The sequence below is a fragment of the Ureibacillus suwonensis genome, assembly GCF_042655065.1.
Taxonomy (GTDB): domain Bacteria; phylum Bacillota; class Bacilli; order Bacillales_A; family Planococcaceae; genus Ureibacillus; species Ureibacillus suwonensis.
In genome coordinates this window covers 1-22,844 of the sequence record NZ_JBHSNQ010000077.1, presented here as the reverse complement: position 1 = coordinate 22,844, position 22,844 = coordinate 1, and the positions used below count along the sequence as shown (strand labels likewise).

Below are 22,844 nucleotides of genomic sequence, written 5' to 3'. Positions count from 1 at the left end.
GGTAGATACTTAAATTTTATCAGAAGATGTCCTTATTTTTATTAAAAAAATAGTAATAGCCCATGAAATTTCATTCCAACATTTCATGGGCTGTTTCCATTTTAGAGGAGGGTTTTGTCCCAGCCTCCTTCTATATAATATATTATTTTTCTTTTTCCGTTTTTAAAACTTCCAAAGTTTGATTGAATTCCTCTTCAATTTCCGGATTTGGTTTATACGTGATTAAACTTACAACCAACGCAACGATCAAGCAGGAGAAGAATCCTGGCACCATTTCATAAATGATTCCGGAAAGTGTGGAAGATTGACCCCAAATAAATGCAACCACGGCACCGACGAGCATTCCGCTTAATGCACCGATATTCGTCAGCTTTCTCCAATATAATGCCAAAAGGATAATCGGACCAAAGGCTGAACCGAACCCTGCCCAAGCGAATCCTACCAAATCCAAAATGGAGTTATTTGGATTCCAAGCTAAAATCATGGCGATAATGGATACAACCAAAACGGCTAATCGTCCGGCTGTCACATAATGCTTGTCGGAAGCGTCTTTTTTAAATAATGCTTTATAAATATCCTCAATCAAAGCGGAAGAAGTAACGATTAATTGAGATGAAATTGTACTCATAATCGCCGCCAAAATGGCTGCCAATAAAACTCCGGCAACAAATGGATGGAACAAGATTTGCCCCATTTCAATGAAAATGGTTTCCGGATCGTCAAGCGTCAATCCATTTTGTTGGAAATACGCAACCCCTACAAGCGCTGTACAGATCGCACCGACCAAACTTAGAATCATCCACCCAATTCCAATGCGACGGGCACTTTTCATTTCTTTCACCGTGTTTATCGCCATGAAGCGAACGATGATGTGCGGTTGACCGAAATATCCAAGACCCCATGCGACTGATGAAATAATTCCGGCTGCAGCCGCTGTTGACGGAAGTAAAGATAAATGTTCCGTATTTACAGTTGTGATGGCACTGTGGGTATCTCCGAAACCACCTGTAAAGAAAATACCTACAAGCGGAACCAAGATCAATGCCAGGAACATGATTGTCCCTTGTACCACATCCGTATAACTTACCGCCAAGAAGCCGCCAAAGAGTGTATATAAAACGACTACCGCTGCCACAATAATCATCCCTAAGTGGTAATCAAGCCCGAAGGAACTTTGGAAAAACTTCCCTCCAGATACCATACCGGATGACACGTAGAATGTGAAGAATACTAGAATGACGATTCCTGAAGCAATTCGCAACAATTTTGTATTGTCACGTAGACGGTTATCCAAAAAGCTTGGGATCGTAATGGAATCTTTTGAAACTTGTGTATAAACCCGCAAACGCGGCGCTACTAAAACGTAGTTCAAATATTGTCCGACTGTCAGCCCGATGGCGATCCATGCTTCCACTAGACCGGCTGCATAAATCGCGCCAGGCAATCCCATCAAGAGCCAGCCGGACATGTCTGCAGCACCGGCACTTAACGCAGTTGTAATAGGACCTAATCCCCGGCCTCCCAACATGAATTCTTTTAAGTTGCTAGTTCTTTTGAATGCATACCAACCGATAAATAACATTGCGGCCATATACAAAACGATTGCCAGCATCTGGTAGTGATATTCTTGCATAAAATATTCCTCCATTTCTTTTACTATTTCTTTTTCGAATACTTTGATACATAAAGCAGCGGAAAGGGGACGATTCTTAGAAAATTATTTTATAGTATTACTTTACCACATGAATATGTTTCTTGAATATAATATTATTTCAAAAAATTCGATTTTCTAATAAAATTCCGCATACGAAATTTTTACTTTATTTTTTCCATGGGCTTTCCACCTTATTCAAAACCACGGATTATATGTTAAACTAATGACGATTATCCTATATCAAAGAAGGTTGATAGTAATGGAATTTGATGGAATGAAGCAGCTGTTGCTGGAACTGATCCAACAAAAAAAATTGGTTTCAGCTACAATCAGTCAGCCCAGAAAAAAATCCGACGGGCTGAAAAGGATAAAATTGAAACCGGTTGAGATTAAAGGACAGTACCACATTCAGCTGGAATATCAATTTGAAAGAATATTAAAGCATGAAAATGTTTTACTGGAAAATTTTTGTTCAGTCTTAGATAGTATTTTTAAAAAATTCAGACAATTCCATGGGCAATTCACTGATCGCATAATACAAGTCCAATTGTCGAAAAAGAATAAAGTTTTCTGGAAAGAGGAGAAAACGGAATCAATCAAAGAAGTGTCTTTATCCCATAATCGCAAAAAGAATTATTTGCTGGATGAATCCACTCCATATCCGTTCCTGGTGCGCCTTGGTGTCCAAACCCCTGATGGAAAAGTGAAAAAACAAAAATACGATAAATTTCGCCAAATCAACCGCTTTCTTGAATTTATTGATGATTCGCTCGATTATTTGTCGAAAGACCGGCAAATCCGGATCCTCGATTTCGGTTCAGGAAAATCCTATTTAACCTTCGCTTTATATCATTATTTAAAAATGGAGAAGGGACTGGATATCAAAGTAACGGGCCTGGACTTGAAAAAAGAAGTGATTGAGGAATGCAACAAGATTGCAAAAGATTTGCAATATGACCATTTGGAGTTTCTTGTAGGGGACATCAGCGATTATCATGATGAAACTTCCGTGGACATGGTTGTCACGTTGCATGCTTGCGATGTTGCAACCGATATGGCGTTGGCCCGCGCAGTAAAATGGGGGGCTAAAGTCATTTTGAGCGTGCCATGCTGCCAACATGAATTGAACAGCCAATTGAATGCTCCCCAATTGGAAATTATGACACAACATGGATTAATCAAAGAGCGCTTCGCCGCCCTAGCAACGGATTCCATCCGTGCAGAAATCCTGAAATTGGTCGGATACGAAGTGCAACTGATGGAATTCATTGATATGGAGCATACACCAAAAAATATATTAATCCGAGCCTATTATACCGGCAGAAAACCAACCAAACACGAATTCGAACGATACAAAGGGTTTATTGATTTCTTATCGGCAAAACCGTTTTTGCAAAAGGAACTGGAAGAATATTTCATATCATGAGAAACCATAATAAAGTATATTAATGTGGCTGTGCCCATTAATATACTTTTTTCTTTCTCCATTGATCCATCTGAAAAAATTGTTACAAATAATATTACAGGAATGTAAATTTTGTCATTTTCGACACCTCTATTCTATGGTTTTGGACTATTTTTTGCTATCATAAAAAAGGTTTGAATAAACTAACGCATATCAGGGGGCATTACATTCATGTTTAATCCAAGAAAATCAGATCCATTTTTTTCGTCATTGCACAAGATTGCAGAAAACATGCGGGATGCAGTTCATTATGCCAATGACTTCAATGTTGATTCTATGGCTGATTTAAAGGAATTAAGTATCAAAGTAAAACAGTATGAAACAGATGGGGACAATTTGATTCATGAACTGATTGTGATGTTAAACAAATCATTCATGACGCCTATCGAAAGGGAAGATATATTAGCATTAGCAATCAAGATGGACGATGTATTAGATGGTATAGAACAATGTTTTGCACACTTGGAAATGTTCTCAATTCCTGAATTGGATGACAACATGCGCGCATTTCTAAAATACATAACAAGAAGTGCAGATGAAATTGTAGCCGCAATCGACTTATTAAATAAGAAAGATTTACCTTCCATGAGAAACCATATTATTTTAATTAAGGACTATGAACGTGAGTGTGATGAAATATCCCGTTCTTCCATCAAACAATTATTTTTAAATGAAAAAGATCCAATCCGTTTAATTAAATACAAAGATATTTACAATCAATTAGAAGACATTGCAGATTATTGTCAAGACGTAGCAAACACCCTAGAAACAATCATCATGCGTAATGCGTAAAAACGGAGTGGAGAAATAGGATATGGATACCATTTTTATCATAACAATATTAATCGTGATTTGTGCATTAGCATTCGACTTTATTAACGGATTTCATGATACAGCAAACGCCATTGCTACGTCTGTTTCCACCCGTGCACTTCCGCCGCGAGTAGCTGTATTGCTTGCTGCAAGCATGAACTTCCTTGGGGCCATTTCTTTCGTAGGTGTGGCAAAGGCCATTGCCAGCGATATTGTTGACCCATTTTCGCTGAACCAGACGCCGGATGATACAACCGGTTCAGTCGTGATCTTAGCGGCATTGCTTTCAGCAATATTATGGAATTTGGCCACTTGGTATTTTGGAATCCCATCAAGTTCATCCCATACATTGATTGGATCCATCGCAGGTGCGGCCATTGCTGCCGCGGGATTTGATATTCTTAATTACTCAGGGTTTATCGGGATATTGGAAGCGTTAATTTTTTCTCCTTTCATTGCGTTTACTGTCGGCTTTTTATTTATGTCCCTGTTTAAACTGATGTTTAAGAATTTGAATCTTTATCGCACCAACAAAGGTTTCCGGACAATGCAAATTTTCACCGCTGCATTACAGGCCTTTACGCACGGTACAAACGATGCCCAAAAAGCCATGGGGATTATTACAATGGCTTTAATTGCAGCAGGTATGCAACATGATAATGAAGTACAAGAATGGGTGCGAATTGCCTGCGCCATTGCAATGGGATTAGGTACTTCCATCGGGGGATACAAAATCATCAAAACCGTTGGAACAAAGATTATGAAAATTCGTCCTGTCAACGGCGCTGCAGCTGACTTGGCATCCGCAACGGTCATCTTCGGGGCAACATTGATTCATTTACCTGTATCAACAACCCACGTTATTTCTTCATCCATTATGGGGGTTGGATCTGCCCAACGTGCGAAGGGGGTAAATTGGGGAGTTGCCCGCAAAATCGTGTTGACTTGGATTATCACAATGCCGATATCCGCTGTAATCTCTGCAGGCATTTACCTTATTTTGAATCTGTTCTTCTAAAAAAAAGCACGAGCTTTGATGCTCGTGTTTATATTTTTTTATTGGATGAAATGAATTCCAAAGATTGAGTGCTTTGATTGATGGATGGTTCATAAACGGCGTAAAAAATGGTCAATGCAATAACGACCAACAGACTTACTAAAAGAATAATGCCCATAAGAATGATTGCCGCTTTTTTTCCGCTCATTCGAAATCCCCTTTTCTAATAATCGTTCGACTGCCTTTCACAGTTTAGTATACAATACCTCATCACCCGCGGGGCATGGAATTTGTTATAGCGTTTTCGTCGCAGTCTCCTTAATTTTCTTTCTCTCTTCGTAAATATTTTTCACAATGACTTTCAATACGGCATAAGTCGGAATGCCAATGATGATTGCAACAAATCCGCCAATATTCCCTGCAGCGAGTACAATGGTAATAACCGTTAATGGATGAATGTCCAAAGATTTACCCATGATATTTGGAGTGATTAAATTGCTTTCCAATTGCTGAGCAACCAGAGTAATGACACATACCCAAATCACCAAAATCGGGTCTTGGATGATGGCGACAAGAATCGCCGGCGCCAGAGAGAGCCACGGACCGATGAACGGGATCATGTTCATGAAGAATGAGAAAATTGCAAGTAATAGCGCATATTCGAGACCGATGATCAAATACCCGATCAGCATCATTGTGGCAAGAATCAAACTGACGAGCACTTGTCCCTGCACATAATTTTTCAACACTTCATTGATGTCTTCCAATGTATTTTTCACCCAAGTCCGGCGTTCACCGGTAAAGAGTTTATAAATATTGGGTGCAAACTTTTCATGATCCTTTAACATGAATATATAAAAGAACGGCACCAAAATCAGGGTAAAAATCGTTGAAACGGTACCACTTACCAGGTTTACAATGCTTTTGCTTCCCACCACTACAATATCTTGAATGGAATTTGTAACGGAATCGATAAAGTTTTCAACTTGCGGCGGCAAATTATCTTTATTTTCCAAAATAAAATCCGTTGTATCCATAATTTTGTCCCCTATACTTGGCGCGTTTTGCACTAAACGGTTCACCTGTTCGGCAATCGGGTTTCCGATAATCAACAACAATCCGGTCACCAAACCCGCAAAAACCAGGACAATTGTAGATATGCTTGCCCATCTTGGCAGCCCCTTTTTTTCCAGCCAGCGTTGAAGAGGTTCTGATATGTAAAAAAGTACACCGCTCAATAATACAGGTACAAAAATCGTTTTTATGATGATCACAATTGGATTAAAAATCCAATGTATTTCTATTACATATTTAATAATTAGTAGAGCAATTAAAATACCAATGCCCACTTGAAACCATAGTTTTTTTGTCATCGCTCCATCACTCCCTTATCCAAGTCTACCCACTTATAAGCACCCCCTATACAACCTGTACCAAATTGGGGTTCACTTAATAAAATTATCTTACAAAAAATGTATATAAACAACAAATGTTATTTTTTTATACGGCCAGATTAAACAAAAAGTTCCAGCTATCTATATTTTTCCCTCCATCTATATACTAAACTGAGATAAAAGGGGAAGAATCAGTGGAAATGAGGGAATGTCATGATTTATGAATTTATTGCATGCAATCAAAAATTGCCCACTTTTCAAGAAGCGCTTGAAGATGAACAGATGAAATCCTATAACGAACTTTTGGCATTGGGGCTTTCGGAAGAGCAAATTGCCATACGGGGGGTGGATTTAAAAGGCATCGACCGTGACAAAAAGGTTTTCTGGATCCGGTTGCCGGATGAACTTTTGAATAGCCCGCTGCTAGTGGAAAAAGACTCTCATAATCCTTACGCCCGATACTTATCGGACAAAAAATATGTCTATAAACTGTCTAATGTCAGCAGCGAAATCATTCCACATGTCGCCTATTATTTGTTGAAATATGCGAATTTATGGAGAGAATTGGAGATATGGCGAGTCATCCAGGACGATTACTTAATCGACATGGCGGAAATTCCCCATCGAATCATTCCTTTGCATGTATTAACATTGGAAGATTTAGAAGCTTTTTTTGATCGTCCAGCTCCCCGGAAAATGACGATTACCCAACCGTAACTAAGACAACAACTGTCAATTCTTACAATTTTTCAAGCGACAAAAAATGCCTCCTCATTCGTGACAATACTTTTGAGGAGGCAGGATATCGCAATCCATTGAGATAAAATCAAGATGTATATGACAGTCCGTATCGTTGATTGCGACTTTTGCTAATTTTGTTTGTTGGGAAATATTAATTCCAACATTCAGGAATATTAATCTTCCAAATCCGCATTGTGGTAGACGCGTTGCACATCTTCCAAATCTTCCAACGCATCAATCATTTTTTCGAATTTTGCTTTATCTTCCCCAGTTAATTTTACTTCCGTTTGAGGAATCATTGTAAGTTCGGCTACTGCAAATTCCTCAATTCCCGCCGCTTTGAACGCTTCTTGTGCAGCATGGAACTGATTTGGTTCCGCATAAACAATGGTCATTCCATCTTCCTCAAATACATCCCGTGCATCAATGTCCGCTTCCAATAATATTTCCAACACTTCATCCACGGATTTTCCTTCAATTCCAAATACGGCTGTAGGATCGAACATATAAGAAACGGATCCTGCCACTCCCATGTTTCCGCCGTTTTTCCCGAAAGCGGCACGCACTTCAGATACGGTACGATTCACGTTATTTGTTAAAGCGTCGACAATCACCATTGTTCCGCCTACGCCAAATCCTTCGTAACGCAATTCGTCATAATCTTCTCCGCCCGCACCTTTTGCTTTTTCAATAGCACGGTCAATAATATGTCTCGGTACATTATACGTTTTCGCTCTTTCCAGAACGGCTTTTAACGCCTGGTTCAACTCTGGGTCCGGATCACCTTTTTTCGCAGCTACATAAATTTCCTTACCGAATTTCGCATAAATTCGGCTGGTGTTTTTATCTTTTTCTGCCTTTTTATCTTTAATATTGTTCCATTTACGACCCATTGGATTCACTCTCTTTCCTGGTTTAAGATATCAATTTAATCAGCATTCAATTTATATGACTGTACCATTATACAACATGATTTGTATTATGAAAATAATCCCTACTTGATTTTTCTCCGCAATACCTTTATAATGTTTGGTCCCCAATTTCCATATCTTCTAAAATTTTATTCAATAATGCTTCACATCCATCGGTCACCAATTCATATGTTTCTTGGAAATCGCCTGTATAATATGGATCCGGAACATCCTTTTTGTGTTCTGTCAAATCCAAAAAGCGGAATATTTTAGGATGGTCGGGCTGACCTAACAATCGACGGATATTCCTTACATTGCTTTCATCCATACCGACAATATAATCAAATTTTTCAAAATCCTCTTTTTTCAACTGACGGGCAATGATACCGTCCGTGGGAATGTTATGTTCCCTCAATTTACTTACCGTGCCGTAATGGGGCGGTTCACCGACATGCCAGGAACTTGTACCTGCCGAATCCACTTCTATCTTGCCTTCCAACCCTCTCTTTTTCAACATGTCCCTGAACACCGCTTCAGCCATCGGTGAGCGGCAGATATTCCCCAAGCACACAAATATCACACGTTTCATCACATAACCCCCTTTAAAAAGCACCTTCCGAAGACGGAAAGTGCTATTTCATTTCTATTTTTTGTTTCAGTTCTTCCGTTAGTCTTTGAAACTCTTTCTCCAAAAAAGCGGTATATTCTTCCCTGGCCTCTTTGCCTGCAGGAACTGTAAAAGGCTTTCCATAAATCAAATACGCTTTTTTCCGTTGAAACACTTCCTTCAGATTTTTTGGACCAATATAAGCCGCCGGAACGACTTTCGCTTTTGCAAGTTGCGCAATGGTGATCGCCCCTTGTTTCAATTCGCTATTATTCGTCGTTCGGGTGCCGCTCGGAAAAATACCAACAATTTCCCCTTTTTTCAATAATTGAAGCGGGATTTTAATGACGCTTGGCCCCGGATTGTCACGGTCAACGGGAAAAGCGTTCAACTTCGTAATCAACCATCCCAGACCTTTTATATCAAACAGCTGTTTCTTTGCCATAAAGTGAATTTGTCTGGGATAAATGGAAAGGCCCAGATTCAAAATATCAATATATCCGTTGTGGGTACATGCCAAAACATACCCTTCATCCTTCGGTATATTTTCTTTGCCGAATTCTTTCGCTCTTGAACCGTTCAATGACAGAAACGGCCCCACTATTTTTGCTCCGATATCATATAACACAGCAGATTCCTACCCTTAATCTAGTTTTATTAATCTATTTTAAAAAAAACGTCCTGTTCTTTCAATCGAATCACCGTTGACATTCCCCCACCAGCAATTCCAGATCGATGGTCACTTCATTTAAATCAATCCCTCTTGTTTCCGCATGCCATCCCAATGGCGTCATTTCAATTAATCTTGGAACCAGATCCTTTTCAATCGGCATCTTGTACGTAATCCTTTGTCTTTGCACATAAGGGAATTGCTCATAAAAACGTTTGACGGTCCGTTCATTGGTATAGTTTTCTTTTTCGGAGTCGACAAAAATTTGCTTCCGCAATTCCATCAAATATCCCGATTGGGGAACCACCTTTATGATTTTCCCATCACTTTTCAGCAATCGTTTAAATTCATCGTAATTGGCAGGTGACAAAATATTCAGGATGACATCAAAGGACCGTTCCCGAAAAGGGCTGCTCGCCAAGTCCCCAACACACCAAATTTTCTTTTCATAGTACTTTGCCGCGGTCATAATCCCTTCCTTTGCAATATCGATCCCTACACCAACCGCTTCTTTGTTGTTTAATCGCCCGCAGATTCCCACCAAGTGGGAACCTTCCCCGCAACCGGTATCCAATATGGTTTGAACGGAATCCCCGATGACTTTTGCAATCTGATTATGCAATTCATTGTATAATCCTGCATCTATCACCATTTTTCTCGATTCAAACAAATTTTTCGTATACATGGAACGGACCGGCTTCGTCAAAAAATTGACGTACCCCTGTTTTGCGATGGTAAAGCTATGGCGATTGCCGCAAACCACTTCTCCTTGTTCCAGTACCTCCATTGCTCCGTTGCAAATCGGACAGCTGAAAAGCCTATCATTTTCTTTCATATAATCAATGCTGTTTTGCCGTTTTGAGCGTTTTTCCATTGCCATGTCCTTTCAATTTGTTGATTCTAATGGTTTGTAGCATGATTCATATGAAATGAAGTGTTTTGGCCGCCGGTATATTGTTTCAAGGTTTGATAAACCGAATCGATTTCTTGTGCCGACATCTTTTGTTCCGTTCCGGCTTTCCAAAAATGTTTCATTTCATTTATCTTCATGACTGAAACATTGTTTGATTTTACAACGATTTTCTTAAAGGAACAATTGTCCGTAAAAAGAATGACTAAGTGGAACAAATCACTTTTTTCATTCGCGATTTGATCCTGCAAATCAAGGATCGATTTTTTCGTTTCAATAATCGGATTAGCGAATGGTATCAGTTTATTTTTATTATTAGTCGCCTGGGCCCATTGCTCATCCTGTTCCCGTCCATAAATCCAACCGTTTTTATGTTGGATATTGAAGACGTAAATGCCCGATTCATGGATGACAATGGCATCCAATTTTCTTTTTCCGCCCGATGTTGGAAAGGCCAAGTTTAATAATAATTTATATTCCCCTTGTAAATATTTTAAAGATTGCACTAATAAATATGTATTTTTTATGTGTGGGTTTGTCCAAATATTAAATAAAGAATACCCAGTCATTTTCCTAAATTCACTATTTTCATATGTATACACACGAAAGGCGAATAAGATTCCTATCAAAATGAAAATAGTAAGAAACAAAATTGCCATATTCGTCCCTCCTTATATATTACTCATTATTCTACCAAACACCCCATATGTTGGCTATGTTATCATGAAAACATTCAATACATGTCGAAAATCATTGATATTTCCTTGGAAATATTGTCGATTGAATCTCTTTACACTCTTTCCTTGTCGATTGTTACTTTTCTTTTGTCCATACAACCAATTCAATGAAGAGACAAAAAAGGAGAAAATGATAAATGAAGAAACTGATCATTGCCGTTCTGATACTGATAGTGATTGTTGCTTTGGGCGTTATGTTGACTTTGAATCGAAGCCATAAAACCCCAAATGATGGAGATTCGCCTAAAAACCCGCCATCACAAAACGAGGAACAGACTGCGGAAGAACTCATCCGGCAAATTATGAAAAATGCGGAAGAGGGCAAAGTGTTTCATATCCCGGTTATTGCAGGAAATACGAAATGGGAAGAGGTGGAAAACATTTTGGGTTCACCTGAAAAAACCGAAAAATCGTCCGTTGGTGAATATGCCTACTATCCAGCCCATCATTTGTCCCTTGGATTTGATGGACCACTGGTTTTTGATGTCCGATTCTATGATGAACGGTTATCCGCTATTCATTTGCAAGATATTCTGGATACTTTGGGAGAGCCGGAGAAGGAAACTTACTATGAAGATGGCACGATTTCTCAAATCATTCTGTATTACACCGTAAATAATGATTATTTGATCAAATGGATTTTACAGAAACCGACAACAGCTTCGCCAAATCCTGAAGTTCATCATATTTCCGTCATTACAGCAGATAATCCATCAAAAATCGCGAATGCAGTGGCCAATATGTCATTGGAAGAAAAAATCGGGCAAATGGTTTTTGCCGGCTTTTCCGGAGAACAAACGAACGAACATATCAAACAATTGGTTGTCGAAAGAAAAATTGGCGGCATCATCTTTCTTAAAGAAAACTTAAAATCCAGCCGTCAAATTACTTCATTATTAAATGAAGTCAAAAATTTGAACAGCGGCAATCCATATCCGCTTTTTCTGGGTATCGACCAGGAAGGCGGCAGCATCAATCGGCTCCCGGATGAAGTGGCCGTTTTGCCATCCAATCATTTGATTGGATTAAAGAACAATGCCGCTTACGCCTACGATTTTGGAAGACTGTTGGGAAAACAATTATCCACATTCGGCTTTAACGTGGATTTTGCTCCGGTTTTGGACGTGAACAGCAATCCGAATAATCCGGTCATTGGCAACCGCGCTATCAGCAACGACCCTGAAACAGTATCAAATTTGGGCATTCAAATCATGAAAGGCATACAAGCTGAGAATATTATTTCTGTCATTAAGCATTTTCCCGGCCACGGCGATACTTCCGTCGATTCCCATCTGGCACTTCCTGTAGTAAACAAATCGATGAATGAATTAAAAAAAATGGAATTGCTTCCATTTAAAAACGCAATAGAAAACGGCGCGGATGCGGTAATGATAGCCCATATTTTACTGCCTCAAATCGATCAGCATTATCCTGCATCCATGTCAAAAACGGTCATCACCGATTTATTGAGAAAAAACCTCGGCTTTGACGGAGTTGTCATCACGGATGATCTGACGATGAAAGCCATTACGAACCAATACTCCTTGGAAAAAGCCGCTATATCCTCTGTCAAAGCCGGCAGTGATATCGTATTGATTGCCCATCATGAAGAAAAAATAGCTTCCGTTCTTAACCGGCTTATTTCCGCCGTCGAGCGCGGCGAAATTTCCGAGCAACAAATCAACGAAAGCGTCATTCGGATTCTCCGTCTGAAGGAAAAATATCAGCTAACGCATTCATCGGTGGAATATGCCAGCATTGAAGAATTGAACAAAGAAATTCATACAATTCTTGACAAGTATAATTAATATTTTTTTCTAATTTGTAAATAATAAAGCTAAAATCCAGAATCAATGTAAAAATGTTTATTCAATGTTTCGTTCTCTGGAAACTAGAAATCATCCAATACAAGGACGGAGGTTTTCACTGTGGAAATCATGGATTACAATGCAATTCCGGCCTACTTAGAATCAACGGAGCTGACCTTTGAATTGGAAAGTGTTGGAATATACGAAAACATCATGTTTCCGGTATCAGCGAAGGAAATTTCTCCTCAAGTGGAAGTTCAATATAATGTAGAAGTGGAAAAAAACACTCAAAAAAGCGTCGATAAAGGGCATTCCCCTTGGAGGCTCGATCCTGTTGCAACAACCCAAGTGTTCGTCAGCCTGCAAATTTCGCCAAGCGGCATTGAAGGGGAGTATCCAATTGAACTGAACAATTTAAAATTGCTTCACAGCGATAATGAAGTGGCGATTGTAGAAGTAAATGATCCAGATACAAATATCCATACCGTTTATTTAAAAAGGCTCATTCGGCAAGAGGAATCAGGCATTTGGACCGTAGTTGGATATGATGAAAACGGAAAATGAAAACGGGCTGCCCGGAAAATTCGCTTTCCAGGCAGCCTGCTTATTTTTCATTCACAACAATGAATGCAGAATTCCTTGTATAAGGACCAAACATCCGTGGGGAACTCTCAACCTTCCCAAATAAATATTCTTCCTCCCATACAAAAGAGCGAATGAAACGCTTCATCCGCTCTTTTTGAAATTCTTTCCCTTATTTATTTCCTGACGTCCATTCAGCGACTTTTTCCGCATTTTCTTCCACCCATTTGCCCGCTGCTTCTTCCGGACTCATGCCATTCGATATATCAAGCATGACCGCTTCCATATCATCGGTTGTCCAGTGGAACTTGTCCAACACTTGATAAGCTTCCGGCATGTCTTCTTCCAACCCTTTTCTCACAAAGGTATGAATGGATTCTTCCCCGCCAAATACCCCTTTTGGATCATCCAAATATTTCAAATCGTATTTTGCAAATTTCCAGTGAGGCGTCCATCCAGTTACAACAATCTCTTCGCCCTTTTTGATCGCTTCTCCCAAAGCGACCGCCATCGCACCTGATGATGATGGAACCAATTCCCAGTCCTTTAAATTGGCATATTCTTGAAGGGCTCTTTCCGTTGCCTGCATCACACCGGCACCCGATTCGATTCCAGTGATTTGCATATTTGCATGTTTTGATAAATCTTCAATCGAATTGACATCATCCATATAGGATGGAACCACCAATCCGATTTTGGCACCTGTCAAGTTTTCCCCCAAGTCGACAATATCCTCTTTATATTCTTCATATTGGGCACCATGGGTCACCGGTAGCCAAGCCGCTACGGATGCATCGGCTTCCCCATTGGCAACCGCTTCCCACATAATGGCGTTGTCCAATGGTGTCAGTGTTACATCATAACCTAAATCCTCCAACACTTTTCCAATCACATGGGTGGATGCAATTTCCGAATCCCACTCGACATAGGCCAAGTTGATGGCTTTCTCTTCCTTTTTGGAAGTGCCTTCACCCTCATTTCCCCCACATGCGGCCAATAGGAGGCCTATTGCAAAAACAATTAACATGAGCTTCCTTATTTTCATAAAAATCTTCCTCCCTGATCAGTATTTCTTTTTATTCAAGCTTTGCGTTAAACGGTCGATGATTATGGCGAAAATCACCAGACTGATCCCCGCAACAAATCCGTTTCCAACTTGTGCCCTTTGCAATGCGGACAGCACATCGCGGCCCAATCCAGGTGCACCGATCATCGATGCAATTACGACCATCGATAATGATAAAAGCACCGTTTGATTGATCCCTGCCATAATGGTCGATTTGGCCAATGGAAGTTCCAACTTGAACAGCTTCTGCCATCCCGTGCTTCCATAGGAATCCGCCGCTTCTTCCAGTTCTTTCGGTACTTGGCGAATTCCTAAATTCGTAAATCTTACGGTAGGCGGCAATGCGAATATAACCGATGCAAATACCCCTGGAACAACACCAATGCCGAAAAAGGCGACAGCCGGGATTAAATATACAAACCCCGGCATGGTTTGCATGAAATCCAAAATCGGCTTAATGATGTTGTCCGCCACTCTGCTTTTTGACATTAAAATACCAATGGGAATGCCTATCAGGATGGCGAAAATACTTGAAAATACCACCAAAGTGACGGTGTTCATCAATTCTTTCCAAAGTCCCTGATTATAAATAAACAACAACCCTACAACCGAAAATACAGCTAAACCAAATTTTTTTTCGTCGCAAAAAATGCGATGATTGCAACAATCAAGATAAATACAATGGGTGGAATATATAACAATAAATCAGTAAAGGATTCCATTGAATTCTTGCCCGTTTTTTGAATGAAACTGAACATGGATGCAAAATTTTCCGTCAGCCAATCCATCAACGTTTCAATCCAATCGGCAATCGGGAGTGAAGGAATCGAATCCAACATTTTATTCATCGTCAACACCTCCACTTCTGTTCGATGCAGATAACGCTTCAATAACGACTCCTCTTATCAATACGCCCATAAGTTTCTCGTCCTTTACAACAGCAATCGGTGTCGACGAATCGGAAATCGGGCTTAATACATCTTGGATTAACGTATCTGGTGAAACGGTCAACATATCTTGCCTCAATATTCCATGAAGATGCTTTTCACCCCGTTTTGAAGCTTCGTGAGCATCACTAGCTGTAATATAACCTTTGAAATTTCTTTGCTTATCAACAGCCAAAATGACGCTCACTTTTTCCTCCCTCATCAGCTGTAAAGCGACTTTTGGACCGTCCGCTTCAATATTGATGGACACAGGCCGTATCATGGCGTTTTCCACCGTCAACACTTTTGAACGATCCACATCTTCCGTGAAGCTTCGAACATAATCGTTTGCCGGATTTGTCAATATTTCTTCTCCTGTTCCAATTTGGATGATTTGTCCATCCTTCATCAATGCAATGCGATCCCCTATTCTAAGAGCTTCATTTAAGTCGTGGGTAATAAAGACAATCGTCTTTTTCATTTTTTGTTGCAGTTCTAACAATTCATCCTGCATTTCTTTCCGAATGAGTGGATCGAGAGCAGAAAAAGCTTCATCCATCAATAATATGTCTGGATCATTTGCAAGGGCTCTTGCAAGACCGACCCTCTGTTGCATACCGCCTGACAATTGACTTGGATACTGGTCCTTATAAGCCAATAAACCGGCATTGTCTAAAGCCTTTTCTGCTTTCAATCGTCTTTCCTTTTTTGGTACTCCCTTCACTTCGAGGCCATATTCCGTATTTTGTAAAATCGTTCGATGAGGAAATAAACCAAAGTTCTGGAATACCATGCTCATTTTGTCTCTTCGGATGTTTCTTAATTCCCTTTTATTCAACTTCGATATATTTTGACCATCGATGTAGATGTTTCCACTTGTAGGTTCAATCAACCGGTTTAACAAACGGATCAATGTCGACTTACCGCTTCCGGATAGTCCCATAATGACAAAAATTTCACCTTCATTCACCGTGAAATTTGCATCGTATACCCCGATTGTCGCACCGGTTTCGTTCAATATTTCCGTCTTGCGCTTTTTCTGTTTTACAAGTTTTAAGGCAGCATTCACATGTTTCCCAAATATTTTCGTCACATGTTCCACTTTAATTTTTTCCATGTTCATCACCTCTCAGCAAACCAGCTACCGGAAAAAGTAACAACTCTATGATAACAATAAGTTGTTACTTTAGTCAAATTACCACTCTCAAAATCTGCTAAAAATTAATAGAAAAGGCTCACAAAAGCTCAAATTTGCTTTTGTAAGCCCTGATTAATTAGGAAATAGAAATTTTTGAACCCTTTCCAAGGATTCGTCATTACCAATAAAGTAGATTACATCATCCATTTCAATGGTTGCATAGGGTCCCGGTGAAATGATCAATTCTTCTCCTCTTCGAATACCGACAATGGTTGCCATTGTGTGGTGCCAAAAATTGATTTCCCCAATGGTCTTGGACAAGTACGGAGAATCCCCTTTTATTTCAATATGGAAAGGAACAAAAGGATTGATTGAACGAAATCGTTCCGTACGGCTGACCAATCTTTCGGTAATCTCTTTCAACTTTTCCAGCTCTTCTTTTTGCCGATCAATGCTTTCAAACATCTCCAACTGAATTTGATGAATGGATTCGACATCCAAAAATTGTTTAATAAAATTTGCCGCTTTTTCGTAAGACTTGATGACAACACCGCTGCCCTTTGTCGCTTCCACAATCTCCAAATCCTGAAGAACAGCGATTGCTCTTCTTGCCGTCTCCGCTGAAACCCCGTACTGGCTGGCAAGGGAAGATCTGGCGTAAATTTTTTCACCAATGGTATATTTGCCTTCTACAATTTTGGAGGCGATATCGGCGGCAATCTTTTGATATTTTGGCTGCTTCACAATTTTTAAATCTTTATTTTCCATTTTCGACAACCTTTCATTCCTTCACTACAAATTTAAATATAATCCATGCTGAATTTTGTAGCCAGTTTTTCTTCATTATTTTGATTTTTCTATTGACCTTTACGTTGCGTCAACCTTTAAGATGAGATTGTCAGGAGGGATTTCAATGGAATACACGATCAGCCAATTAGCGAAATTGGCAGGAATCAGTACAAGAACGTTGCGATACTACGATGAAATCAACTTATTGAAACCGAAAAGAATCAACAGCTCCGGCTACCGGATTTATGGCCAAGAAGAAGTCGACCGGTTGCAACAAATTTTATTTTTCCGGGAATTGGGCGTCAGTATTGAAACAATCTTATCCATCATGAATGACCCAAACTTTGATTCACTCAAAGCTTTGGAAAGCCACTTGGCACAGCTGATGAAAAAGAGATCCCGACTGGACAACTTGATCGATTCTGTGAAAAAAACGATCGCCCATGAAAAAGGAGAGATGACAATGAATAATGAAGAAAAATTTGAAGCTTTCAAAGAGCGGTTAATAGAAGAAAATGAACAAAAATACGGCGGAGAAATCCGTCAAAAGTACGGCGACGATGCAGTCAACGGGTCCAATAATAAATTCCGCAATATGTCAAAAGAAGACTTTGAGGCATTCAAACAACTGGCAGAAGAAATTCTTGATCTGTTGGAAAAGGCTAAGAGAACGGGTGATCCTGCTTCCCCTCTTGCCCGGGAACTGGCCGCAAAACATAAACAATGGCTCACTTACACTTGGTCCTCTTATTCAAAAGAGGCCCATCGCGGATTGGTGGAAATGTATGTGGCAGACGACCGTTTTAAAGCCTACTACGACAAAAAAGGTGAAGGGGCGGCGGAATTTTTGAGAGACGCCGTTATTCATTATTTGGAGGAAAATTAATATAAACTTGATGAAAAGCCGTTCCGAATAGTCGGAGCGGTTTTTTTCCATTTTTTTATAAAATTTGAATGATTTTTTAATTATTTGGAAAGAATAGTTGAAGAAAATGCCACCAACTGCACATAAAGGAGATTTGCCCTGATGATGCAAAAAAAGGAGAACAAATTAACAAAAACTAAATACCATTATGACAATCGAGAATACATAATCCTGAACAAATGCCCTCACTGCAATTTGGATATTCATCCAACGGTCGAAAACACTTACCGGTTTGAAAATAAAAGTTTTCATATCCATGTGTTATCGTTGACTTGCCCTTCCTGCAGAAACGATTATTTTGTCGTCAATAAATGCGAGGCATTGAGCAATGCCCAAAATCAATATTTATTTACGATTCCTGAATACACCTTTCGAAACGAATCCCTGATTCAAAACACATCAAAAAAATTTCAAAATTTATATACCCAATCCGTACATGCGGAATTGCACGGCAATCATGATATCGCCTTTTTCGGTTATATCAAATCCCTTGAAGTTCTTGTAAAAGACATTGTAATCATTGAGCACCCGGATTCGGAAGATACGGTGCTGTTCAGCAGTCTCATCCACTGCTTGGAAAAATTCCATTCAACCAATATCCACTTATTCTCAAAAAAATTATTGGAAGTCTTAAAAAATGACTATCTACATTATCAAAAGGGACCGGAATTCTCCTCATATACTGAACTCGTAAAAGATTGCATCGATTATTTTTTACTATATTTAGAGTTATTGCAAAAAACTTTTTCATTAAATGAAAAACGCAAAGAAAAAGAAGCGTAAAAAAAGCGCTTCATGATTTTGCATAACCGGTCAACCGCCTGGAAATGATAGATAAAAAAAGGAAGGTCACAAATGCCTAAAATTGTTTCGGTCAGCACCCATAAACCACAATACACTCTCCATCAGCATGAAATTGAGCAGTTTACAAAGGCATTATTTCAAAATAAAATTCCCCGATTAGAAAGGCTATTAAAAGTGTTTGAAAATGGGGAAATCAAGACCCGGCATTTTTGCGTGCCGTTGGAATGGCACAAAGTAGAACATACCTTTGAAGAACGGAATGAATTATATATTCAAATTGCGGTGGAATATAGCGTGAAGGCGATTCAAAATTGCCTTCAGAATGAAATCTTTTTGAATCGGCCGATATCGACGGAAGAAATTGACGCCATCTTTTTTGTATCCAGCACCGGCATTTCCACTCCCAGCATTGATGCACGCATCATGAACAAACTGAAATTTTCCGACCGGATTAAACGGTTACCGATTTGGGGTCTCGGCTGTGTGGGAGGCGCATCCGGCATCAGTAGGGCATTTGATTATTGCCTTGCCCATCCCAAAGAAAAAGTGCTCGTTGTCTGCGTCGAATTATGCAGCCTCACCTTTCAGCGCAATGATTATTCAAAAAGCAACCTGGTCGGAGCTTCCCTTTTTGCGGACGGTGCCGCTTGCGCTTTGGTCTGCGGCGATGAAGCGGAAGTGGAAACCCGGAAACAGATCCCCTATATTCTGCGAACGGCTTCAAAATGGATGCCCGATTCAGAAAATGTAATGGGATGGGATATAAAAAATGATGGATTTCATGTCATCTTTTCAAAAGATATCCCGACGATTATTTCAAATTGGCTTGGGCCGTTTATTCAATCATTTTTCAACGAAGCAGGCGTTTCATTAAAAGATCTGGAACATTTCATCGCTCATCCCGGGGGAAAGAAAGTGCTGCTTGCCTATCAGGATGCGCTTCAACTGAGCGAAAACCATACCGCCCTTTCCAAAAAAGTTCTGCAAGAAAACGGCAATATGTCTTCACCGACCGTATTATACGTTTTGGATGAATATATGAAAATTGCGGGTAAAGCCGGGGCATACGGTTTACTGGTCGCTCTGGGACCCGGATTTAGCGGGGAAGCCGTACTGCTCCAATGGAGGGATTAAGTTGCAGATTTTTATTTTTACCATCTCCTTCGTCATTTTGCAAAGAATCAGCGAATTGATTATCGCAAAACGGAATGAAAAACAAATGCGGAAACTTGGTGCATACGAAGCGGGGGCTTCCCATTATCCGTTCATGATCTTGCTCCATGCCGGTTTCTTTATCAGTCTCATAGTGGAAGTCATTGTATTTGAACGATCAATATCCCCTTTTTTTGGCTATCTATTGTTCCTCTTCTTACTGGTGCAATCTTTGAGAGTTTGGTGTTTATCATCACTAGGGATGTTTTGGAATACAAAAATCATTGTCCTGCCCGGGGCTAAAACCGTTAAAACGGGACCATATGCATTTTTCAAACACCCGAATTACCTGGTCGTATGTTGTGAAATCATTCTATTGCCGATGATGTTCCAAGCCTACTTCACAGCCATTGTGTTCACCGTTCTCAACTTGATCATGTTATCCATACGTATACCGATTGAAAATAAAGCATTAATAGAAGCGACCAATGGTGAATATACCTATAACAAAAAAATTCAGCATCCCAGCTGAATTTTTTCCTTTTTCAACAACATAAATTTTTTGGGTGTAAACATAATAATAAAAAATGATAGTTATTTATCAATTTATAAAAACAAATAACAAAATAATATTAGAAATTAAAATAGATAAAGCGTATAATTCAATTAATGGAAAAAATAAAGTTCAAAAAAACTCAACAATTTCGCAATATAATTGGCATAATTTTATAAATTTTCAAAAAACGATATGCTTTTCTTTTTTATAAAAAGGTGATAAAAAAGGAAAACGTTTTCATTTCTTTTTGTTGAAGACAATATTGCCCTCTGTAAAAACAGCACTTGATTTAACGGATTTTTGTATTATATTTAAACTGTAGTAAACTTTGTTAAATGTTTCACATAGTTTCATGTTGAGTTTTTTCTTCCCAAATGTTGTTTTTAGATGGGCACAAAGATAAGTAAAGGAGAATGGGTATGTCAGAAGAATTAGTGAATCAAGTTGAGTCCGCTGTAAACAAGGAAAAGCAAGATTTACTCGATCAGTTATTAAAACCTGAAGTGCAAGAGTCCTTGACATATTTAGTAGAACAACTCCCAAAGCTGGCTGAATTGGTGGGACTTCTTACAAAAGCTTACGATTTTGCGCAACAAGTGGCGGCAGATGAAGTGTTAAAAAGCGATACAGTGAACGCAATCAAAGAAGTTTCCGAACCTGTTGTCGGCACAGTCAAAAACTTGGCACAGACTGCCATTGAAGCCAAAGATCGTGCTGATGAATCCAGTGAATCAATCGGCTTGTTCGGCGTGTTAAAACTGTTAAAAAATCCGGAAGTTCAAAAACTTTTACGCTTTGCGAACGCCTTCTTGGAAGTTTCAGCTGAACGTAAAAATCAATAATGGTTGTCATTTAATAAAGTAAGGACGGAGGAATAATATGTCAAAACACATCGTCATCTTAGGTGCTGGCTATGGTGGTTTATTAACTGCCTTAACTTTACGTAAATATGCAAATGAAGATGAAGCAAAAATAACAGTTGTCAATAAATATCCCGATCATCAATTAATTACTGAATTGCATCGCCTAGCCGGAGGAACAATTTCAGAAAAAGCAATCTCCTTTCCATTAAAAAAATTATTTAAAGGCAAAAATATTGAAACAGTAATCCAAGAAGTAAAATCCTTTAATGTTGAAAATAAAGAAGTATTCTTGGCAAACGGTTCTGTTTTATCCTATGACTACTTAGTTGTGGCACTTGGCAGCCAAACCGGTTTCTTCGGCATTCCAGGCTTGGAAGAAAATTCAATGGTATTGAAATCCGTTGATGACGCCAAAAAAATCTACAATCATATTGAAAACAAAATTGCGTCTTATGCGAAAACAAAAGACGAAGCGGATGCAACCATCGTCATTGGCGGCGGCGGTCTAACAGGTGTGGAACTTGTCGGTGAAATCGTCGATAACGCTCCAAACATTTGCGCTAAATACGCCGTAGACCCTGGCGAATTAAAAATCAAATTGATTGAAGCAGGTCCAAAAATTTTGCCGGTATTGCCTGATGAACTCATTGAACGTGCAACAAAATCTTTGGAAGCCCGCGGCGTTGAATTCTTGACAGGTCTTCCTGTAACAGGCGTGGAAGGCAATGTGATTTCATTAAAAGACGGCTCAACTATCACAGCCAATACGTTTGTATGGACAGGCGGTGTAGCAGCTCTGCCAATCGTACAAGAATCCGGCCTTGAATGCGACCGCGGTAAAGCCATCATTGACGAATACTTACGCTCCAAATCCCATCCGGATGTATTCGTGGTTGGTGACGCTTCCGTTGCGCTTCCTGAAGGCGGAGGCCGTCCATTATATGCCCCTACTGCCCAAAACGCATGGCAAATGGGTGAATTTGCAGGTTACAACATTTATGCCACAATTAAAGGGCAAAAATTAAAAGAGTTCAGCCCAGTGAACTCCGGTACCCTTGCAAGCCTTGGACGCAAAGACGGCGTAGCGACAGTCGGCAGCAACAATATTTTATTAAAAGGTCTGCCAGCTTCATTAATGAAAGAAGCAAGCCACGTACGCTACCTATCACATATCAAAGCATTATACGGTTTGGCTTATTAATAAATATGAAAAGGGGCTGTCCGAAAAGTCGATTGAATCGACCTTCGGCTCAGCCCTTTTTTCTGTTTTTAGGGTACAAAAAAATCGTCCTTTTTTATAGAATGAAATTGACCAAAAAATATTCTAAAGAAAGGA

At 39.5% G+C, this 22,844-nt stretch carries 23 protein-coding genes and 1 pseudogene; 12 read left to right on the top strand and 12 right to left on the bottom strand.

All coding sequences use genetic code 11. The features are described 5' to 3' along the window. Positions 1 to 142: 142 nt before the first annotated feature. Positions 143 to 1,633, bottom strand: coding sequence for a sodium/proline symporter PutP (gene putP / locus ACFPOH_RS09165; protein WP_342471016.1), 1,491 nt, complete (start codon positions 1,631 to 1,633; stop codon positions 143 to 145). A 280-nt stretch (positions 1,634 to 1,913) separates the two neighbouring features. Here putP and ACFPOH_RS09160 point away from each other — a divergent pair, with 280 nt between their 5' ends. The 3 genes from ACFPOH_RS09160 (at position 1,914) to ACFPOH_RS09150 (ending at position 4,950) form a co-directional block, all read left to right on the top strand. After that, positions 1,914 to 3,080, top strand: a complete 1,167-nt coding sequence (locus ACFPOH_RS09160) for a class I SAM-dependent methyltransferase (RefSeq protein WP_390309459.1) — start codon at positions 1,914 to 1,916, stop codon at positions 3,078 to 3,080. 210 nt (positions 3,081 to 3,290) lie between these two features. Then, complete coding sequence (locus ACFPOH_RS09155; protein ID WP_342471014.1) at positions 3,291 to 3,911, top strand: DUF47 domain-containing protein; 621 nt, start codon at positions 3,291 to 3,293, stop codon at positions 3,909 to 3,911. 22 nt (positions 3,912 to 3,933) lie between these two features. Beyond that, a complete protein-coding gene (locus tag ACFPOH_RS09150) occupies positions 3,934 to 4,950 on the top strand; it encodes an inorganic phosphate transporter (protein ID WP_342471013.1) in 1,017 nt (338 codons plus the stop codon). A gap of 28 nt (positions 4,951 to 4,978) precedes the next feature. On the opposite strand, the gene ACFPOH_RS09145 is transcribed toward ACFPOH_RS09150, so the two are convergent. Beyond that, complete coding sequence (locus tag ACFPOH_RS09145) at positions 4,979 to 5,137, bottom strand: hypothetical protein (protein WP_342471011.1); 159 nt, start codon at positions 5,135 to 5,137, stop codon at positions 4,979 to 4,981. 85 nt (positions 5,138 to 5,222) lie between these two features. Then, entirely contained in the window at positions 5,223 to 6,302 is a 1,080-nt protein-coding gene (locus ACFPOH_RS09140; RefSeq protein ID WP_342471010.1) for an AI-2E family transporter, read from the bottom strand. 234 nt (positions 6,303 to 6,536) lie between these two features. Between ACFPOH_RS09140 and ACFPOH_RS09135 the strand changes: the two genes are divergently transcribed. After that, positions 6,537 to 7,040: a hypothetical protein gene (locus ACFPOH_RS09135; protein WP_342471009.1), complete on the top strand. Its 504-nt coding sequence runs from the start codon at positions 6,537 to 6,539 to the stop codon at positions 7,038 to 7,040. A 197-nt stretch (positions 7,041 to 7,237) separates the two neighbouring features. On the opposite strand, the gene ACFPOH_RS09130 is transcribed toward ACFPOH_RS09135, so the two are convergent. The 5 genes from ACFPOH_RS09130 to ACFPOH_RS09110 form a co-directional block, all read right to left on the bottom strand. Beyond that, positions 7,238 to 7,957, bottom strand: a complete 720-nt coding sequence (locus ACFPOH_RS09130; protein WP_342471008.1) for a YebC/PmpR family DNA-binding transcriptional regulator — start codon at positions 7,955 to 7,957, stop codon at positions 7,238 to 7,240. Between the two features lie 127 nt (positions 7,958 to 8,084). Next, positions 8,085 to 8,564 (bottom strand): low molecular weight protein-tyrosine-phosphatase, encoded by a 480-nt coding sequence (locus ACFPOH_RS09125; protein WP_342471006.1) that lies wholly within the window; start codon positions 8,562 to 8,564, stop codon positions 8,085 to 8,087. Between the two features lie 43 nt (positions 8,565 to 8,607). Next, complete coding sequence (locus ACFPOH_RS09120; protein ID WP_342471005.1) at positions 8,608 to 9,210, bottom strand: lysophospholipid acyltransferase family protein; 603 nt, start codon at positions 9,208 to 9,210, stop codon at positions 8,608 to 8,610. A 70-nt stretch (positions 9,211 to 9,280) separates the two neighbouring features. Then, positions 9,281 to 10,126: a putative RNA methyltransferase gene (locus tag ACFPOH_RS09115; RefSeq protein ID WP_342471004.1), complete on the bottom strand. Its 846-nt coding sequence runs from the start codon at positions 10,124 to 10,126 to the stop codon at positions 9,281 to 9,283. A 26-nt stretch (positions 10,127 to 10,152) separates the two neighbouring features. Next, a complete protein-coding gene (locus ACFPOH_RS09110; RefSeq protein WP_342462946.1) occupies positions 10,153 to 10,821 on the bottom strand; it encodes a nuclease-related domain-containing protein in 669 nt (222 codons plus the stop codon). Between the two features lie 215 nt (positions 10,822 to 11,036). Between ACFPOH_RS09110 and nagZ the strand changes: the two genes are divergently transcribed. Together nagZ and ACFPOH_RS09100 are read left to right on the top strand one after the other, a co-directional pair. Beyond that, positions 11,037 to 12,707 (top strand): beta-N-acetylhexosaminidase, encoded by a 1,671-nt coding sequence (gene nagZ, locus ACFPOH_RS09105; protein WP_390309457.1) that lies wholly within the window; start codon positions 11,037 to 11,039, stop codon positions 12,705 to 12,707. 120 nt (positions 12,708 to 12,827) lie between these two features. Further along, entirely contained in the window at positions 12,828 to 13,271 is a 444-nt protein-coding gene (locus ACFPOH_RS09100) for a hypothetical protein (protein ID WP_342471001.1), read from the top strand. A 190-nt stretch (positions 13,272 to 13,461) separates the two neighbouring features. On the opposite strand, the gene ACFPOH_RS09095 is transcribed toward ACFPOH_RS09100, so the two are convergent. From ACFPOH_RS09095 to ACFPOH_RS09080, 4 genes and pseudogenes are all read right to left on the bottom strand, one after another. Next, entirely contained in the window at positions 13,462 to 14,334 is an 873-nt protein-coding gene (locus ACFPOH_RS09095) for a glycine betaine ABC transporter substrate-binding protein (protein WP_390309456.1), read from the bottom strand. 18 nt (positions 14,335 to 14,352) lie between these two features. Further along, positions 14,353 to 15,203, bottom strand: a pseudogene (locus ACFPOH_RS09090) (ABC transporter permease). Continuing rightward, positions 15,196 to 16,398, bottom strand: a complete 1,203-nt coding sequence (locus tag ACFPOH_RS09085; RefSeq protein ID WP_390309455.1) for a quaternary amine ABC transporter ATP-binding protein — start codon at positions 16,396 to 16,398, stop codon at positions 15,196 to 15,198. The pseudogene ACFPOH_RS09090 and the gene ACFPOH_RS09085 overlap by 8 nt, the downstream one beginning before the upstream one ends. 153 nt (positions 16,399 to 16,551) lie before the next feature. Further along, positions 16,552 to 17,187 (bottom strand): GntR family transcriptional regulator, encoded by a 636-nt coding sequence (locus ACFPOH_RS09080; protein ID WP_208651380.1) that lies wholly within the window; start codon positions 17,185 to 17,187, stop codon positions 16,552 to 16,554. 145 nt (positions 17,188 to 17,332) lie between these two features. On the opposite strand from ACFPOH_RS09080, the gene ACFPOH_RS09075 reads away from it, so the two are divergent. From ACFPOH_RS09075 to ACFPOH_RS09050, 6 genes are all read left to right on the top strand, one after another. Then, a complete protein-coding gene (locus ACFPOH_RS09075) occupies positions 17,333 to 18,094 on the top strand; it encodes a MerR family transcriptional regulator (protein WP_342580572.1) in 762 nt (253 codons plus the stop codon). Positions 18,095 to 18,235: 141 nt separating this feature from the next. After that, a complete protein-coding gene (locus ACFPOH_RS09070) occupies positions 18,236 to 18,916 on the top strand; it encodes a hypothetical protein (RefSeq protein ID WP_390309454.1) in 681 nt (226 codons plus the stop codon). 72 nt (positions 18,917 to 18,988) lie between these two features. Then, the gene (locus ACFPOH_RS09065; protein ID WP_342470995.1) at positions 18,989 to 20,071 is read left to right on the top strand and encodes a type III polyketide synthase; all 1,083 of its coding nucleotides are present in this window, start codon (positions 18,989 to 18,991) and stop codon (positions 20,069 to 20,071) included. Position 20,072: 1 nt separating this feature from the next. Further along, positions 20,073 to 20,621, top strand: a complete 549-nt coding sequence (locus tag ACFPOH_RS09060) for an isoprenylcysteine carboxyl methyltransferase family protein (protein ID WP_390309453.1) — start codon at positions 20,073 to 20,075, stop codon at positions 20,619 to 20,621. Positions 20,622 to 21,064: 443 nt separating this feature from the next. Further along, positions 21,065 to 21,487, top strand: a complete 423-nt coding sequence (locus ACFPOH_RS09055; RefSeq protein ID WP_390309452.1) for a DUF1641 domain-containing protein — start codon at positions 21,065 to 21,067, stop codon at positions 21,485 to 21,487. Positions 21,488 to 21,524: 37 nt separating this feature from the next. Beyond that, entirely contained in the window at positions 21,525 to 22,709 is a 1,185-nt protein-coding gene (locus ACFPOH_RS09050) for an NAD(P)/FAD-dependent oxidoreductase (RefSeq protein ID WP_342580575.1), read from the top strand. Positions 22,710 to 22,844: the final 135 nt, after the last annotated feature.